The 14,882-nt window shown below is 62.8% G+C and carries 13 protein-coding genes and 1 pseudogene; 1 reads left to right on the forward strand and 13 read right to left on the reverse strand.

The window, feature by feature from the left end; genetic code table 11:
- From trpB to KBX13_RS09050, 6 genes are all read right to left on the reverse strand, one after another.
- A complete protein-coding gene (trpB, locus tag KBX13_RS09025; protein ID WP_256021813.1) occupies nt 1–1,251 on the reverse strand; it encodes a tryptophan synthase subunit beta in 1,251 nt (416 codons plus the stop codon).
- A complete protein-coding gene (gene trpCF / locus KBX13_RS09030; RefSeq protein WP_256021815.1) occupies nt 1,244–2,665 on the reverse strand; it encodes a bifunctional indole-3-glycerol-phosphate synthase TrpC/phosphoribosylanthranilate isomerase TrpF in 1,422 nt (473 codons plus the stop codon). The genes trpB and trpCF overlap by 8 nt, the downstream gene beginning before the upstream one ends.
- Entirely contained in the window at nt 2,658–3,686 is a 1,029-nt protein-coding gene (gene trpD, locus KBX13_RS09035) for an anthranilate phosphoribosyltransferase (protein ID WP_256021817.1), read from the reverse strand. Before trpD ends, trpCF begins: the two co-directional genes overlap by 8 nt.
- A 2-nt stretch (nt 3,687–3,688) precedes the next feature.
- The gene (locus tag KBX13_RS09040) at nt 3,689–4,279 is read right to left on the reverse strand and encodes a gamma-glutamyl-gamma-aminobutyrate hydrolase family protein (protein WP_070975438.1); all 591 of its coding nucleotides are present in this window, start codon (nt 4,277–4,279) and stop codon (nt 3,689–3,691) included.
- Entirely contained in the window at nt 4,276–5,775 is a 1,500-nt protein-coding gene (locus KBX13_RS09045; RefSeq protein WP_256021818.1) for an anthranilate synthase component 1, read from the reverse strand. Before KBX13_RS09045 ends, KBX13_RS09040 begins: the two co-directional genes overlap by 4 nt.
- Nucleotides 5,776–6,024: 249 nt before the next feature.
- Entirely contained in the window at nt 6,025–6,414 is a 390-nt protein-coding gene (locus KBX13_RS09050; RefSeq protein ID WP_256005797.1) for an SdpI family protein, read from the reverse strand.
- Nucleotides 6,415–6,572: 158 nt separating this feature from the next.
- Here KBX13_RS09050 and KBX13_RS09055 point away from each other — a divergent pair, with 158 nt between their 5' ends.
- Nucleotides 6,573–7,793 carry a dicarboxylate/amino acid:cation symporter gene (locus tag KBX13_RS09055; RefSeq protein ID WP_070975436.1) on the forward strand — a complete coding sequence of 407 codons (1,221 nt, stop codon included), beginning with the start codon at nt 6,573–6,575 and terminating at the stop codon, nt 7,791–7,793.
- Here the strand turns inward: KBX13_RS09055 and KBX13_RS09060 are convergent.
- The 7 genes and pseudogenes from KBX13_RS09060 to KBX13_RS09090 form a co-directional block, all read right to left on the reverse strand.
- Entirely contained in the window at nt 7,790–8,458 is a 669-nt protein-coding gene (locus KBX13_RS09060; protein WP_256021820.1) for a hypothetical protein, read from the reverse strand. The genes KBX13_RS09055 and KBX13_RS09060 overlap by 4 nt on opposite strands.
- A 9-nt stretch (nt 8,459–8,467) precedes the next feature.
- Nucleotides 8,468–9,346, reverse strand: coding sequence for a carbohydrate ABC transporter permease (locus KBX13_RS09065; RefSeq protein WP_070361625.1), 879 nt, complete (start codon nt 9,344–9,346; stop codon nt 8,468–8,470).
- A 3-nt stretch (nt 9,347–9,349) separates the two neighbouring features.
- Nucleotides 9,350–10,195, reverse strand: coding sequence for a carbohydrate ABC transporter permease (locus tag KBX13_RS09070; RefSeq protein ID WP_070478633.1), 846 nt, complete (start codon nt 10,193–10,195; stop codon nt 9,350–9,352).
- A gap of 82 nt (nt 10,196–10,277) precedes the next feature.
- A complete protein-coding gene (locus tag KBX13_RS09075) occupies nt 10,278–11,606 on the reverse strand; it encodes an ABC transporter substrate-binding protein (protein WP_256021821.1) in 1,329 nt (442 codons plus the stop codon).
- Between the two features lie 124 nt (nt 11,607–11,730).
- A complete protein-coding gene (locus KBX13_RS09080; RefSeq protein ID WP_070361628.1) occupies nt 11,731–12,960 on the reverse strand; it encodes a DUF4032 domain-containing protein in 1,230 nt (409 codons plus the stop codon).
- 9 nt (nt 12,961–12,969) lie between these two features.
- Nucleotides 12,970–14,094 carry an ABC transporter ATP-binding protein gene (locus KBX13_RS09085; protein ID WP_070363397.1) on the reverse strand — a complete coding sequence of 375 codons (1,125 nt, stop codon included), beginning with the start codon at nt 14,092–14,094 and terminating at the stop codon, nt 12,970–12,972.
- Between the two features lie 506 nt (nt 14,095–14,600).
- Nucleotides 14,601–14,882: pseudogene (locus KBX13_RS09090) on the reverse strand (IS256 family transposase); the annotation flags it as partial.

The raw sequence follows: 14,882 nt of genomic DNA on the forward strand, positions 1-14,882 counted from the left end.
TTAGTTGGTCTCCTTCGGTGAATTTTCGACCCATTCCGGGTGTTCGGCGAGTGTTCTACGGACGTGAGCGACATCTTTGTCGCCGCGGCCCGAAAGGGAAACGAGGATTGTGAGGAGCTCCGCGTCAGCCGGGTGGGAAGCCGCGCGTTGCAGCGCGTACGCCAACGCATGCGAGGACTCGAGCGCCGGGATGATGCCCTCGTGCCGTGACAGCAACTGGAACGCACGCAGGGCGGATTCGTCGGTGACGGGAACGTACTTCGCTCGGCCCGTCTTGGCAAGGTGTGCGTGCTCGGGTCCGACCGCGGGGTAGTCCAGGCCGGCGGATATTGAGTAGGACTCAGCCACTTGGCCGTCGGTGTTACGTATCAGGTAGGAGCGCGTGCCGTGCAGAATGCCGACGGTCCCGGCAGCAATCGCGGCGCCATGCTTGCCGACGCCCACGCCCTCTCCCCCGGGTTCGACGCCGACGAGTTCGACGCCCTCCTCGTCGATAAACTCGGCGAACATCCCGATAGCGTTGGAGCCGCCACCGACGCAGGCGCAGACGACGTCCGGCAGTTCACCGGTACGCTCAAGCATCTGTGCTTTCGCCTCGGCGGAGATCACGCGGTGGAACTCTTTGACGATCTTGGGGAACGGGTGCGGTCCGGCAGCGGTGCCGAGCAGGTAGTGTGACTCGTGGACGGTGGCGGTCCAGTCGCGTAGTGCCTCGTTGACGGCGTCTTTCAGGGTGCCGGCGCCGGAGTCGACGCCCACTACCTCAGCACCCATCAGCCGCATGCGGTACACGTTTGGCTCCTGCCGCGCCATGTCGGTCTTGCCCATGTAAATGACGCAGTCCAAACCCAGCAAAGCGCAGGCGAGCGCGGTCGCGGTGCCGTGCTGGCCGGCGCCGGTCTCGGCAATGATGCGAGTTTTGCCCATCTTCTTCGCCAGTAGTGCTTGACCGATGACCTGGTTCGTCTTGTGTGCGCCGCCGTGCACCAGGTCCTCGCGCTTGAGGAAGATGCGCGCGTTCGCGCCGTTGAGGGGCAGATTGCGACATTCGGTAAGCGGGGTCGGTCGGCCGAGGTAGTCGCGAAGCAGCGCGCGGTATTCGGCCATGAAGCTCTCGTCGGCGAGGGCGTCGACAAACGCTCGCTCGAGCTGGTCAAGCGCCGGCAGGAGCGACTCGGGGACGAATTGCCCGCCGAATTCGCCGTAGTATGCGGGCAGGATGGTGCTGCCGCCGTGGGTGTAATCAGTCATTCTCTGTCCTTGGGTAGTGGTAGTTGCCGATGATCTCGAAGGCCCGCCGCAGCGCGCCCGCGTCCTTACGCCCGGCCTGAGCAGGGTATTCGACGCCCGAGTTGAGGTCTACGCCGGAGCAGCCGACGGCGAGCGCGTCCGCAAGGTTGCCCAGGTGCAGCCCGCCGGCGAGGAGCGAGTCGCCGCGCACCTCATCGGGGATGTCGGCCCAGCGGAAGGTCTCGCCGGAGCCGCCGTCGCGCGCGTCGAGCACCAGCTTGTCGACGCCCCCTCGGATCTCCAGCGCAACCTCGACGCCAGCCCGGGCAGTCATGGAGACCGCCCGCCAGAGCTCGACGCCCTCCCCTATCTCCGCGCGCACCCGGTCCACCAGCGAGCGCTCGGCCTCGAGCGATCCCTGGTACGGAGCGTGCACCTGCACCGCGTGAATGCCCGGCTGGATCAGTTCGCCGTACCCGGACGTCCGGCGCGAGACCGCAACGTACCGCAGGCCCGGCTCATGCGCGATGATGTCCGCCGATGTTTCACGTGAAACATTGCGTGGACTCGTCTCCTCGAAGATGAGCCCGCCGTAGACCGCGCCCGCCGCCTTGGCGGCCTGGGCGGCGCTCCACGACGTCAGCCCGCACACCTTGTTTGGCCCGTACACCAGTTTCCGGGCGGCCAGGTCAATGTCCGGCTGACTGGTCAGCTGCGATCCGACCAGGAACCCGTCCGAGTGCCCGCCGAGTTGCCGCACAGTCTCCACGGACCGGATGCCGGACTCCGACACCACCGCCGCGTCTGCGGGAGCAAGCCGGGCCAAGCGCTTGGAGCGCGTCAGGTCAATCGACAGGTCGTGGAGGTTCCGGTGGTTCACGCCGAAGATCCGCGCGCCGAGCCGGCGAGCCCGCACGGCCTCCTCCTCGCTAATCACTTCGGTGAGCACATCCATCCCCAGCGACTCGGCGAGGCCGGAGAGGTGGGCGTAGCTGGCGTCGTCAAGAATCGAGAGCATGAGCAGGATAGCGTCGGCGCCGAAGTAGCGCGCGGCGTAGACCTGGACCTCGTCGATGATGAAGTCCTTGCAGAGTACGGGCAGGTGCGTGCTCGAGGCGACCGTGGCCAGGTGGTCGTAGTCGCCGCCGAAGCGGGAGGGCTCGCACAGCACGGAGATGCCGGCGGCGTAGCGCGAGTACACCGAGGCGATTTGGCCGGGCTTGTAGTCGGCGCGGATCAGGCCGAGGGACGGCGAGGAGGACTTGCACTCCATGATGAAGCTGGTGCCCTCGCGCTTCAGGTTGCCGTAGAGCGAGCGCTCCGAGCGCGGCAGCGCAGCGACATCCACGTGGGCAAGACGCTCGCGGATCGCTGCCAAATCGCCGCGTCGGCTTGCCACGATCTCCTCGAGCACGGTGGGTAATTGCTTAGGCACTGTAATCAGCCTCTTCGTGTTGCTGCAACCATGCTTGCACGGTGCCGTCGGCAAGCAGGTTGAGGGCGTGGGTGACGCCGTCGGCGATGGTCGGCGCTGTGCCGTTGAGGTAGAACATGGCACCCGCACCGGCGGCGACGGCCGAGCGGTGCGCCGCCGGGCCCTCCCCCGCGAAGGTTGCGCGGATGGCGGCGGCATTCTCCACGCCGTCGCCGCCGCGCAGGTCCTCGAGCGAGCAGCGCTGAAGGCCGAGCTCCTCCGGCGTAAGCACGTACTCAGTGATGGAACCGTCGCGGCCCAGCTCCCAGACCTGCGACTCGCCGTGCACCGCCAGCTCGTCGGTGCCCGCGCCGTGGACGACGAGCGCGCGCCCGCGCCCGAGCTCGCGCATCGTCTCAGCGATGACGCGTCCCTGCGCCGGGTTGGCGATGCCCATGATCTGGTATTCCGGCCGCGCCGGCGAGAGCAGCGGTCCCATCGTGTTAAACAGCGTGGACACGCCGAGCGCCTTGCGCACCGGCTGCACGTGCGCGATGGCCGGGTTGTACGCCGGCGCGAAGAGGAAGGTGAAGTTGGAGGACTCGAACTGTCGCACCGCGCGCGAGGGGTCGAGGTCGAGTGGGATGTTCAGGGCCTCGAGGACGTCGGCGGAACCGGACTTGGAGGACACGGACCGGTTGCCGCATTTCACCATCGGCACCCCGCCCGCGGCCGCCACCAACGATGCCGCGGTGGTGATGTTGATGGTGTTTGCGCCGTCGCCGCCGGTGCCGGCGGTGCCCATCAGCCCCTCCCCCGTCACCGGGAACGGTCGGCCTGCGGCGAGGAACGCGCGTGCCGCGCCGGCGATGTCGGCGAAGGTTTCGCCGCGGGTGCGGATCGTGGCAAGGAGTGCTGCGATGTGGACGTCGTCGTAGTCGCCGACGGTGAGCGGGGTGAATGCCTCGATCGCTTCCTCGAGGGTCGGCTCCCGGTTGTCCAGGAAGCGCTTGAGGATGGTGAGGGATCGTTCGGTTGCCATGGTTAGTTTCCTTTCTTCAGCTTGTCGACGCACCGGCGCAGCATCGTTGGGCCTGCGGGTGTGAGGATCGATTCGGGGTGGAATTGCAGCCCGATGGACATGCCGTCGTCGGTTGCGGCGGCCATGACGATGTCCCCGGTGCGTGCCAAAGCGTGCATTCCCGTAGGGAGGGACACCGCCCCGAGCGAGTGGTAACGTGCCACGGGCACGTCGCGCCCGGGGTGTCCGAGCTGGCTGGTCATGCCGCGGAAGAGCCCGGACGCAAGGCCCTCCGACGTTAGTCTCATGGTGTCCGAGACGCCGTGGACGGGCCCACAGGGCTGGACGGTGCCGCCGAAGTGTTCCACGAGGGCTTGGTAGCCGAGGCAGATGCCGAGCATCGGCACGCTGCCCTGCGCTCGGCGGATCAGCTCGGGCATGCAGCCGGCATCGGCCGGGTACCCAGGGCCTGGTGAAAGCACGATCAGTGAAGGATCCAGCGCCAGTATTGAGTCCTCATCAACGGTGTTGCGGAAGACTACTGATTCATACTCAGCAAGCGCGTCCACCAAGTTGTAAACGAACGAGTCCTGGTTATCCAGCAGCACAATCATTTGATTACCTCCAGTTCTGCGCCGGCGGCCAGCGCGATCGCGTTGAGTACCGCGTACGCCTTGTGCAGCGTCTCGTCGGCTTCGGACTGCGGGTTGGAGTCGCGCACGACCCCGGCGCCTGCCTGCACGATCGCTTTCCCGCCGGTGACGTACGCGGAGCGGATCACGATGCAGGTGTCAAAGTCGCCGTTGCTGTCCAGGTAACCGACGGCCCCGCCGTAGGACCCTCGACGGGTGCCCTCGAGCGAGCGGATCAGCGAAGTGGCGCGCAGTTTCGGAGCCCCGGTGAGCGTGCTCATGTTCATGCACGCCCGGTACGCATCGAGTGCGTCGAGGTCCTCAGCCAGCCGCGCGGTGACCCGGGACACGAGGTGCATGACACGCGAGTAGCGGTCTACCTGCAGCAACTCCGCGACCCTCCGCGTGCCGGGCTCCGTAACGCGGGCGACGTCGTTGCGCGCGAGGTCCACGAGCATGGTGTGCTCGGCGACTTCTTTGGCGTCGGTGCGCAGCTGCAGCTCCATCCGCGTGTCCAGCTCGTGGTCGACCGTCCCGTCCTCGGCGAGCCCACGCGGCCGCGTCCCCGCGATCGGGTACAGCTGCACCTCGCGGTCGGCGTTGCTGTACTTCAGGTTGGACTCGGGGGAGGCGCCGAAGAGCTCGAAAGACTCACCATGCTTATCGACGCCCCTTTGGTAAAACATGTACGGCGAAGGATTAGTTGCGCGCAGTTGGAGGTACGCGGCGAACGCGTCCGGGCAGTCGACGACAAAGCTGCGGGCGGGCACGACTTGGTAGATGTCCCCGTTGTAGATGTGCTCCTTGAGGCGTTCGACGTCGGCGCAGAACTGCGCGTCGGGGATGTCGGCGCGAGCAACCAGGGTGCCGCCGGCCTCCTCCGAGGAACGTAATGGTGTGGGCGAAGCAGCGTCGATACGCTCGGCGAGCGCGTCAATCCCAACTCCGCTGAGCGTCGCGGACTGTGCTTGGTGATCGATGCGCAGGAGCACTTCGGCGAGGACGAACTGGTAGTCGGGGTAGGTGTTGGCGCCGTCGGCGACGGCCGGGAGCTCCTCGAAGGTGTCGAGGTAGTCGTAGGCGAACCCGCCGGCGAGGAAGCCGAAGTTGCTGAGCGCGCGCAGTACCTCGACGGTGGAGGTGGCGGTGAGGCGCTCGCGCTCGTCCGCAACAACAGCAGCGGCAACAGGCGGAAACGCGTAGACGTTCTCGCCGACGTGGTACTCCCCCAGCTGCTCCCGCAGTTGAGCAGCCACCGTGCGCCCGAAGGCGGTCAGCGGCTCGACGTGTACATGGCTGCCCGAGCAGGTGACGCGCACCGCGGCCCGCAGCACCGCGACCGATTGGATACCGGAGCGGGTGGTGATGTCGGCGGACTCCAGCAGGACGGTGTCCCGGGTTGTGGTGCCGCCGAGGTGCGCGAAGAGGCTGGCGGCGTCCGCGTGGTACTTCACGCGGCGGGTGGTGTGTGTGCTCATGGTCGTCCTTCGGGTGTTGGTACACCGAGGGCGTGTGAGCCAAAGCAAACGGCCCGCGGTGCTTGTGGTTACAAGCCGGCGGGCCGTTGTTGAGACTCTAGAACGTACTAGAAGAGGTGGCTCGCCGTGTTGGGGAGCCACCACCAGTTCTTCTGAGTCGTGAAAGTCATAGGTGTAAAGGTAGCGGAGAGAGCGAACGCTGTACGCGGAACCATCAAACTCCCTGCGTACAGCGTGAATATAAAACGGCTACTGCTGTTCGTCCGCCTTCCCGGCGGCCTTGCGTAGCGCGCCGAGGTCCACGGCGGGCTCGTCTGAGGAGTCTGAGTCTGAGGCGTCCAGGGCGGCGTCGACAAGCGCGGCGGCGCGGGCTCCGAAGTTGCCGCCGACGGAGATGCTCACGAGTGCGGCGATGACCGCCACGGCGACGAGAATCCACATCCAGCCGTATGCAATAAATGCAAAGGCGGCGCCGATGGCGAAGGCGACTGCGGCGAGCACCCAGAAGGGGCCGGTGACGCGGTGTGCTTGGCGCCAAGTGGACTCGTGCTTGCGAACTTCCGGGACACGCAGCCCGATCACACCGTTGCCGGGCAGCTTCCCGGCGGTCGCGAGGACGCCGGGTATGAGAAGTGCCACAGTGAATACTATAAGGAGTATCCCAATGATAGTATTTATGGAACTTGTGTCAGAAAATGGCCCATTAGGGCTCTGTGCAAGCAACATACCGTATAGCATAACCATCACAGGTTTTTCGCCTGTGGATCTGTCCATCGCCTCGTATTAAAGGTGCAACAATGAAATCGAAAGTGTTGAGCTCGCTGCTCTTCTGGATTGTCGTGGCGATCGTCGCCGGCTTTCTGTGCAGTTTTTTCTTTCCTGACTGGCTCGCGCGCGTCTTCGTGACGTTCAACGGCCTGTTCTCGAACTTCCTGGGATTCTTCGTCCCAATCCTGATCTTCTCCCTGATCGCCCCCGCGATTGCGGGCCTGGGCAAGGGCGCGGGTAAGTGGTTGGGTATCACGGCCGGGGTCGCCTACGGATCCACGATCATTTCCGGCCTGATTGCCTGGGGTGTGGCTTCAGCACTCTACCCAACGTTGCTGGCTGGTACGCAGCTGCGTACAGATATCGACGACCCCTCCGAGGGCGGCCTGTCGCCGTTCTTCGAGGTGGAAATGCCTGCACCGTTTGAGGTGATGTCGGCGTTGCTGCTCGCGTTCGTGATTGGTATCGCGATGACCACGGTGAAGTCCCGCACGATGCACGAGGTGCTCAACGAGCTGCGTGACGTGATCATGAAGGTGGTTCAGAGCTTCGTCATTCCGCTGCTGCCGTTGTTCATTTTCGGTACGTTCCTGAACCTGGCTATGAACGAGAACTTCGGTTCGACGATGGCCGCGTTCGGCGTGGTGTTGCTGCTCTCGGTCGGCATGACGATCGTGATCGTGCTGGGCCAGTACCTGATCGCTGGTGCTGTGGCGGGTCAGAACCCGTTCACGGCGCTGAAGAACATGCTGCCGGCGTACTTCACGGCGCTGGGTACGTCGTCCTCCGCGGCGACGATTCCGGTCACCTACCAGTCCACCCTGAAGAACAAGGTGGACGAGAACGTGGCGGGCTTCATCGTGCCGCTGTGCGCGACGATTCACCTGTCTGGTTCGATGATGAAGATTACGCTCTACGCCCTGGCGATTGTGTTCATGGCGCAGCTGCCGATCACCGGTGGCGCGGTCGTCGGCTTCGTGCTGCTGCTCGGCATCATGATGATTGCTGCGCCGGGCGTGCCTGGTGGCGCGATCATGGCCGCGGTTGGCCTGCTGCAGGCGAACCTGGGCTTCGACGAGTCGATGATCTCCCTGATGATCGCCGCTTACATTGTGGTTGACTCCTTCGGTACCGCGGCGAACGTGACCGGTGACGGCGCGATCGCGATGATTGTGAACCGTTTCGCGAAGGGCAAGATCGTCACGCAGGATATGGAACGCGCTAAGGAGATTCAGGCGCAGGACGCCTAGTCGTTAGCGAGCCCCCGCCCGAGCGGTGCCGCGACGAGCAGCTGCACAAGAAACAGCGTGAGCGCCGGCACCAAAAAGAAGTAGGCGGGGATCCACACGGCAACTGAGGTCCACAGCGGCAGGGATGCCGCCGCCCCGATGCACAGGAGTGCGCCGAGGGTGCGTGGCAGTTGCTGGAACGTGAGGATCACGGAGCGCCCCAGGGTTTCGCCCAGGGGCGCTTTTTGCTGCCCTTCTGGGGTTGTCTGGAGGTCCAGCTGCGCCTGGAGGGCGAAGAACCACACGCTGATGCCGGCGATGATGAGGATGCCGGACAGGGTGAGCCCTTGCGTGAGGTTGAGGAGGTGGCCGTCGATACTTGCTTGGAAGATGACCCACTGTTGGTAGATGACTCCGAGGGCGATGGCGACGAGGATCCCCCACCACTGCGTGGAGGCGCCGCCGAATTTGCCGCCGCCGTAGCGGAACTCGCGGAGGTAGTGCAGACCGTAGCGGGAGCCGCGGCCTTCGACCATGTAACCGGTGACGACGTTCGCCGCGCGGATCGCCATGCCGCCCGTCACGATTGGCAGGCTGGACAGGACGAAAAGCATGTTGACAATGACAATGTCCGCCATCAAGGTGAAGGCGGACATAAATCGGGAATCGGGATTGAAAAGGCTCACGCCAGCATGTTATCCCTTCACGGCGCCAGCTGCGACACCTTCTACGATGTGCTTCTGGGAAGACATGTAGAAGATGATGATCGGGACGATGGCGAGCACGAGCATTGCCATCATTGCGCCCATGTCGCGGTTGCCCTGGGATCCAACGAACTGCTGGATGACCACTGGGATGGTGCGGTATGGGGTGGACAGGCCGATGACGAGGTATGGCAGCAGGTAGTCGTTCCAGACCCACATTGCGTTGAGGATGGCGACGGTCACTGCGGTTGGCTTGAGCATCGGGAGGACGACGCGGAAGAACGTTTGCAGTGGGCTGCAGCCGTCGATGGTTGCTGCTTCTTCAATCTCGAGTGGGATTGACTTGACGAAGCCGGCGAACATGAAGACGGATAGGCCTGCACCGAAGCCGGTGTAGAGCACCACCATGCCGAGCGGGTTGGCCAGGCCGAGGCGGTCGGCGATGGTGACGGTTGGGAACATCACCATCTGGAACGGGATGACCATGGAGAACACGAACAGGTAGTACAGCGTGGACGTCCACCACGTTTTCACGCGGGTGATGTAGTAGGCGGTCATCGAGGAGAAGAAGACGATGGAGGCGACGGAGAGGATCGTGATGGTGAAGGACCACACGATGGCCCACGCGAAGCCTTCGCCTTGGATGCCGGTGATGTAGTTTTCGAATCCGGCCCACATGTCGCCGAGTGGGATGGCGAATGGGTTGTTGGAGATTGCGAACTTCTGCTTGAAGGAGTTCAGGAAGATGAACACGATGGGTCCGAGGAAGACCACGGTGAGGAAGACCAGCACCGCGTAGATGAGTACTTTGGCTGGGCCGCTGACGCTCGCCTCGGAGGCGGTGACGGGTGCCTTTGTTTTGGTTGCCATGGGTTATGCCTCCACTTCCTTGCTGCGTGTTGCGCGCAGCTGGAACATTGCGATGACGACGACCACTACGACGAAGATGACGGCCTTGGCTTGGCCGACGCCCTCGACGTTGTTGCGCAGGAACATCGTGTTGACGATGTTCAGGGCGACCATTTCGGTGGATCCTCCTGGTGCACCGTTGGTGAGCGCGAGGTTCTGGTCGAAGAGTTTGAAGGTGTTGGACAGGGTCAGGAAGAGGCAGATGGTGATGGACGGCATGATCATTGGGATGGTCACGTGGCGGAGCATTTCCCACTTGGAGACGCCGTCGAGTTCTGCTGCTTCGATGAGCTCTGGTGGCACGTTCTGCAGGCCGGCGATGTAGATGATCATCATGTAGCCGACGAGCTGCCAGTTAATGAGGATGACCAGGCCGAGGTAGCCGTACTTCCAGTCGGAGACGATCGTGGTGCCGTATTGGGCGAGCACGGCGTTGATCATGGACTGCCATGTGTAGCCGAGGACGATGCCGCCGATGAGGTTCGGCATGAAGAATACGGTACGGAAGAAGTTGGTGCCTTTGAGTTTCCGTGTCAGTGTCCAGGCGATTGCGAACGCGAAGACGTTGACGGTGATGATGGAAACGATGGAGACGAGGGCGGTGAATCCGAACGCTCGGACGAAGCCTTCTCGTGCTTGGAACGCTTGGACGTAGTTGTCGACTCCTACCCAGGTTGCGTCGGTGATGGTGTGGAAGCTGGTGAATGACAGCAGGAAACCAATGACGAATGGGGCAAGGAAGGCGATCAAGAACGCAAGCAGCGTCGGCAGTACGAAGATTGGGAAATATTTCTTCAGTGATTGCTGCATTTGTGGTGCCTATCTGGGGAATAAAAAGCGCGGAGTGCGCTGTTCGCACACCCCGCGCTCTGGTTTACAACATGTTCAGTGCTTAGTTGGAGCCCTTTTCGGCCTTCCAGTCCTCGCTGAACTTAGCGACGACGTCTGCCCATTCCATGTTGCCGGATGCGTACTGGGCGAGGTTGCCGCCGAAGTCATCCTTGAATTGCTGGGATGGGAAGAACTGGAAGTCCCATGGCAGGGTGGTCAGCTCGGTGTTGGAGATTGCCTCCTGCACCTGGCGTGCCAGTGGGTCTGCCGGGACGTCGGTCTCCGTGTAGTTCTTGAACGGCGCGATGAAGCCGAGGTCCTCGATGACGTGCTTCTTGCCTGCCTCGGAGGTGAACAGCCAGTTCAGGAAGTCCTTGGTGGCCTGCTGGTCCTCTTCTGGGGCCTTGGCGTTGATGGCGAGGTAGTTCTCGGTGCCGACGTTGATGCCGGTCTTCTCCTCATCTGGGAGGCCCATGTACATCGGGAGGAACTTGATCTTGTCTTCCTTCACGACGTTGCCGTTCACGTCGGCGATCTGCGACCATGCCCAGTTACCGTTCTGGACGAAGGCTGCCTGGCCGAGTGCGAACTCTGCCATGGAGTCGGAGACTGCCTTGGACGGTGCCAGGGTCGGCGCGACGGTGGAGTTGTTCAGGTACAGGTCAAAGAGGTTCTTGAACTCCTTGTTGTACTTGAAGGTGACGTCCTCTGCGTCGGTGGTGCCGAGGTCCTCGAACTCGAAGTGCATCGGGCCGTTGGCCAGGTGCGTCTGCCAGCGCCAGTCCTCACCGCTGGTGAGGGAGGTGGAGGCGAAGGTGCCGTCGATGCCAAGCTCGTCCTTCTTCGACTGCATGTCTTCGGCGAGCTTCTTCAGGGATTCGAAGTTCTTGACTTCGTCCATGGAGGCGACTGCCGGGTTTGGCAGTGCGAAGTACTTATCGGTGATGTCCTCGTTGTAGATGATGCCGAAGCCTTCAACTGCGAACGGGATGCCGCGCACGGTGCCGTCTTCCGCGGTGAGCGGGGTGACGTCCTCGTTGAGGTCCTGTGCGAGGGAGAAGTCGGACAGGTCTGCGGTGTAGTCCTTCCAGGTCTTGAAGCCGGTTGGGCCGTTCATCTGGAAGAGCGTCGGAGCGTCGGACTTGCCGACCTCGGTGCGCAGGGTCTGCTCGTAGTTGCCGGATGCCGCGGTGACGACCTTGACTGGGACGCCGGTCTCTGCGGTGTACTCTTCGGCGATTGCTTGGTAGGTCGCGTCCTGCTCAGGCTTGAAGTTGAGGAAGTAGACGTTCGGACCTTCGGTGTCGCCACCGCCGCCACAGGCGACGAGGGCGGATGCTGCCAGTGCTGCGACAGCGGTTGAGGCAAAAGCTCGCGTGAATTTCTTCATGGGCCATCCTTCATGTGTAGCCGTGCTCCTTGCCAGCGTTACCCGATGCGGTTCACGGCGCGTTATAAGGTACTACCTCAGCATAGTGACCATTTATGGAGCACGGCAAACATTATGGCCCGCGTCACATCTCCGGGGGTAATTTATAGACGATTGCTTCGTCCGGATGCCCCGGCAGCACATGATCGAAATAGGACTGCGCCGCCTCGGCCAAGGTGACGTAGCGTTGGTCGTTTTGGCTCATGAACCAGCGGTGATCCAGGATTTCGTGGAAAATCTGCGCGGGTTCGAGCTTCTCGCGCAGCTGCGGCGGGATGAGTTCCACGATGGGTTCGTAGTTCTTTACCATCCAGCGGTGCGCGACGGCTTCGAGGGGGAGCTTGCCGCCGTAGCGCACGGCGCGGTAGACCTCCATCTCGCCGAGGAGGCGCTGCGCCTGCCGGTCCTGCACCTCAAGTCCGGTGAGCCGCAGCAGCTTTTTCTGGTAGAAGCCTGTGGAGAACACGGCGGGTTCGATGATCACCCGGTAGGTGTCTTCCCCGTCGTGTTCGATCTCGACTTCGCCGACGTCGAAGCCCAGCTCATTAATCTTTGCGACGCGCCCAGCGATCGCCCCGAACGCATCACCTTCGACGATGAGCTCCCCTGTCATCAGGTCCCACAGTTCGTTGTAGGTGGAGGCGATGTCGTTGCCGAGGGTGATCACGTCGACGTCCTCGCGAAGGTAGCCGCCTGCCTGCAGGTCCATCATCTCGCCAATGATGTTGACGCGGGCGACGTCGACGTCGTAGAGGCGTCGTCCGTCGGAGATGGGGTCGTGGAATTCGCCGGTTTCGGCGTCGACGAGGTAGGCGGAGAACTGGTCGGCGTCGCGCCGGAACAGGGTGTTGGACAGGGAGACGTCGCCCCAGTAGAAGTGGAGCAGGTGCAGGCGCACCAGCAGCACCGCCAGGGCGCGCACTAGCTTGTTGATGGTGTCGACGGTGATGTCGCGGGAGAACACATCGCGGTACGGGAGTGAGAACCGCAGGTGCTCCGTGACCAGGCAGGGGGTGAGTTCCTCGCCGTTCTCGTCGACGCGGTGCGTGATGACGGCCACGGGGACGACGCAGGGGGCGTCGAGCTCTTGGAGCCTCCGGAGCATGTTGTACTCGTGGTAGGCGACTTCCCCGCCGATTTCCTTGACTGCGAAAACTAGCCCGTCAGCTTCGATGAGGCGCACCGTGTGTCGCGAAATGCCGCGGGGCAGCGCCGCGAGGAGGTCGGAGGACCAGTCCTCGAGTGGCTGCGCCCACGGCATTTTCAGCAACGTCGGTGCGTAGACGGGCGAGACAACGCTGAGTTTCTCGCGCAATGTGTGTCCTTAGATCCGCTGGCCGGTTGCCTTGCTGAAGACGTGGAGCCCACCGTCAACGATCTGGACGTGGACGACGTCGCCCTTCATCACGCCGGACAGTGGCGCGGTGCGCACCACGATCTGGCCGGAGGTTTCCTCCTCGAGGCCCTCTTCCTTCCACCCGCCGCCTGCGAGGTGGCCGTACAGGTAGGAGTCGGAGCCGAGCTCCTCCACGAAGTCGATCTCGACCGGGATGGAGTGCTTCGCGGTCTCGTCGACGACCTGCAGGGACTCTGGGCGGAAGCCGAGGATGACCTGGCCGTCGTCTTCCACGGTGAGGTGGGAGATGTGCTCGTCGGAAAGCGGGATGGAGGCGCGGCCGAGCTTGGCCACCTTCTCGTTCAGGTCGACGTCGAAGGTAGACAGGTTCATGGCCGGGGAGCCGATGAAGCCTGCGACGAAGACGTTATTCGGGTGATCGTAGAGCTCACGCGGGGTGCCTACCTGCTGCAGGACGCCGAAGTTCAGGACGGCGATGCGGTCGCCCATGGTGAGGGCTTCCGTCTGGTCGTGGGTGACGTACAGCGTGGTTACGCCCATGCGGCGCTGCAGGTTCGCGATCTGGGTACGGGTCTGCACACGCAGCTTCGCGTCCAGGTTGGACAGTGGCTCGTCCATAAGGAAGACCTGTGGCTTGCGCACGATGGCGCGGCCCATAGCCACGCGCTGGCGCTGACCACCGGACAGTGCCTTCGGCTTGCGGTCGAGGTACTGGGTCAGGTCGAGGGTCTTTGCAGCCTCTTCCACTCGCTTGTCGATCTCGGCCTTGTCCATGCCGGCGATCTTCAGCGCGAAGCCCATGTTCTCGCGCACGGTCATGTGCGGGTACAGGGCGTAGTTCTGGAAGACCATCGCGATGTCGCGGTCCTTCGGGCTGACGTGGGTGACGTCGCGGTCGCCGATGCGGATGTGGCCTTCATTGGTGTCCTCGAGACCGGCGAGCATGCGCAGCGCGGTCGACTTACCGGAGCCGGACGGGCCGACGAGGACGAGGAACTCCCCGTCCGCGATTTCAAGGTTGAGTTTGTCGACACTCGGTGTGGTCGCACCCGGGTAGATGCGCGTTGCGTTGTCGTAAGTTACTGATGCCATGTGGTCCTCCATCGGCAGGTACGTGCCGAACGTTCCGTAGTGGGGATAAGGTACTCCCTTAACCTACCATCTGGAATCACAAGCCCATACTCGCTATGTCGCGAGTCACACTCCCGCTACCCCCGTTACATCCTCCCCCCGTACGGGGCTGAACTGCGTGACGTGTCCCCGTTTTTCAAACTTTTTTCTATTTGGAATACCCCAAGGTCAGCGCGAAATTAAGAGAAAGTTAAGAAACCTTCGTTGTCCCCTGTCTTTAAAGTTTAGGCCGATTTTCTCACGGGTATTCCCCTTTTCGCAGCTGGTTCCGTATAGTCCCAAGTAGAGAAATTCGAAGCAGAGACCCGGCACCTAGAACACGAGGTGCCGGGTTTTTCTTTGCCTTCTTAGAATTTTTTTAGGGTTAAGCGACAAAATGTGTGCTTTTCTCGGCGTGTCGACTTAAGTGACAAATTGTGTGCTTTTTGGGGGTTGGGATGGGTGGGTTGTGGGGTGTTGTGCTGGGGTTATGAGCGTCCTGCCCAGCCGTGTCGGATGGCCCAGGAGGGGTTGAAGTCGGTGTCGATGCCGGTGTCGTAGACTTTCGGTCGACCGTCGGGTGAGTTGGCTTGGTCGCGTTCACGCATGTGTGCCTGGCGGGCGTGTGCGTAGCCTGCGTGGCCGAAGTCTTGCTCGATTGCTAGCGCCAGCGGGTCATCGTGGTGTTGGGTATGCAGGTAGAGCCACCAGTCCATGATGATTCGCTGGTGTTCGTCAAATGTGCCGCGGTGGGCTCGGGCGAGGTGTTT

It is taken from the genome of Corynebacterium sp. CCUG 51687, assembly GCF_024453995.1.
Lineage (GTDB): Bacteria > Actinomycetota > Actinomycetes > Mycobacteriales > Mycobacteriaceae > Corynebacterium > Corynebacterium pseudogenitalium.

What these genes read in the sequence shown, in the direction of transcription:
- KBX13_RS09040 (WP_070975438.1), bottom strand. Translation starts at nt 4,279, where the DNA reads ATGATTGTGCTGCTGGATAACCAGGACTCGTTCGTTTACAACTTGGTG.
- trpD (WP_256021817.1), bottom strand. Translation starts at nt 3,686, where the DNA reads ATGGCAACCGAACGATCCCTCACCATCCTCAAGCGCTTCCTGGACAAC.
- KBX13_RS09085 (WP_070363397.1), bottom strand. Translation starts at nt 14,094, where the DNA reads ATGGCATCAGTAACTTACGACAACGCAACGCGCATCTACCCGGGTGCG.
- trpB (WP_256021813.1), bottom strand. Translation starts at nt 1,251, where the DNA reads ATGACTGATTACACCCACGGCGGCAGCACCATCCTGCCCGCATACTAC.
- KBX13_RS09065 (WP_070361625.1), bottom strand. Translation starts at nt 9,346, where the DNA reads ATGGCAACCAAAACAAAGGCACCCGTCACCGCCTCCGAGGCGAGCGTC.
- KBX13_RS09045 (WP_256021818.1), bottom strand. Translation starts at nt 5,775, where the DNA reads ATGAGCACACACACCACCCGCCGCGTGAAGTACCACGCGGACGCCGCC.
- KBX13_RS09070 (WP_070478633.1), bottom strand. Translation starts at nt 10,195, where the DNA reads ATGCAGCAATCACTGAAGAAATATTTCCCAATCTTCGTACTGCCGACG.
- KBX13_RS09055 (WP_070975436.1), top strand. Translation starts at nt 6,573, where the DNA reads ATGAAATCGAAAGTGTTGAGCTCGCTGCTCTTCTGGATTGTCGTGGCG.
- KBX13_RS09075 (WP_256021821.1), bottom strand. Translation starts at nt 11,606, where the DNA reads ATGAAGAAATTCACGCGAGCTTTTGCCTCAACCGCTGTCGCAGCACTG.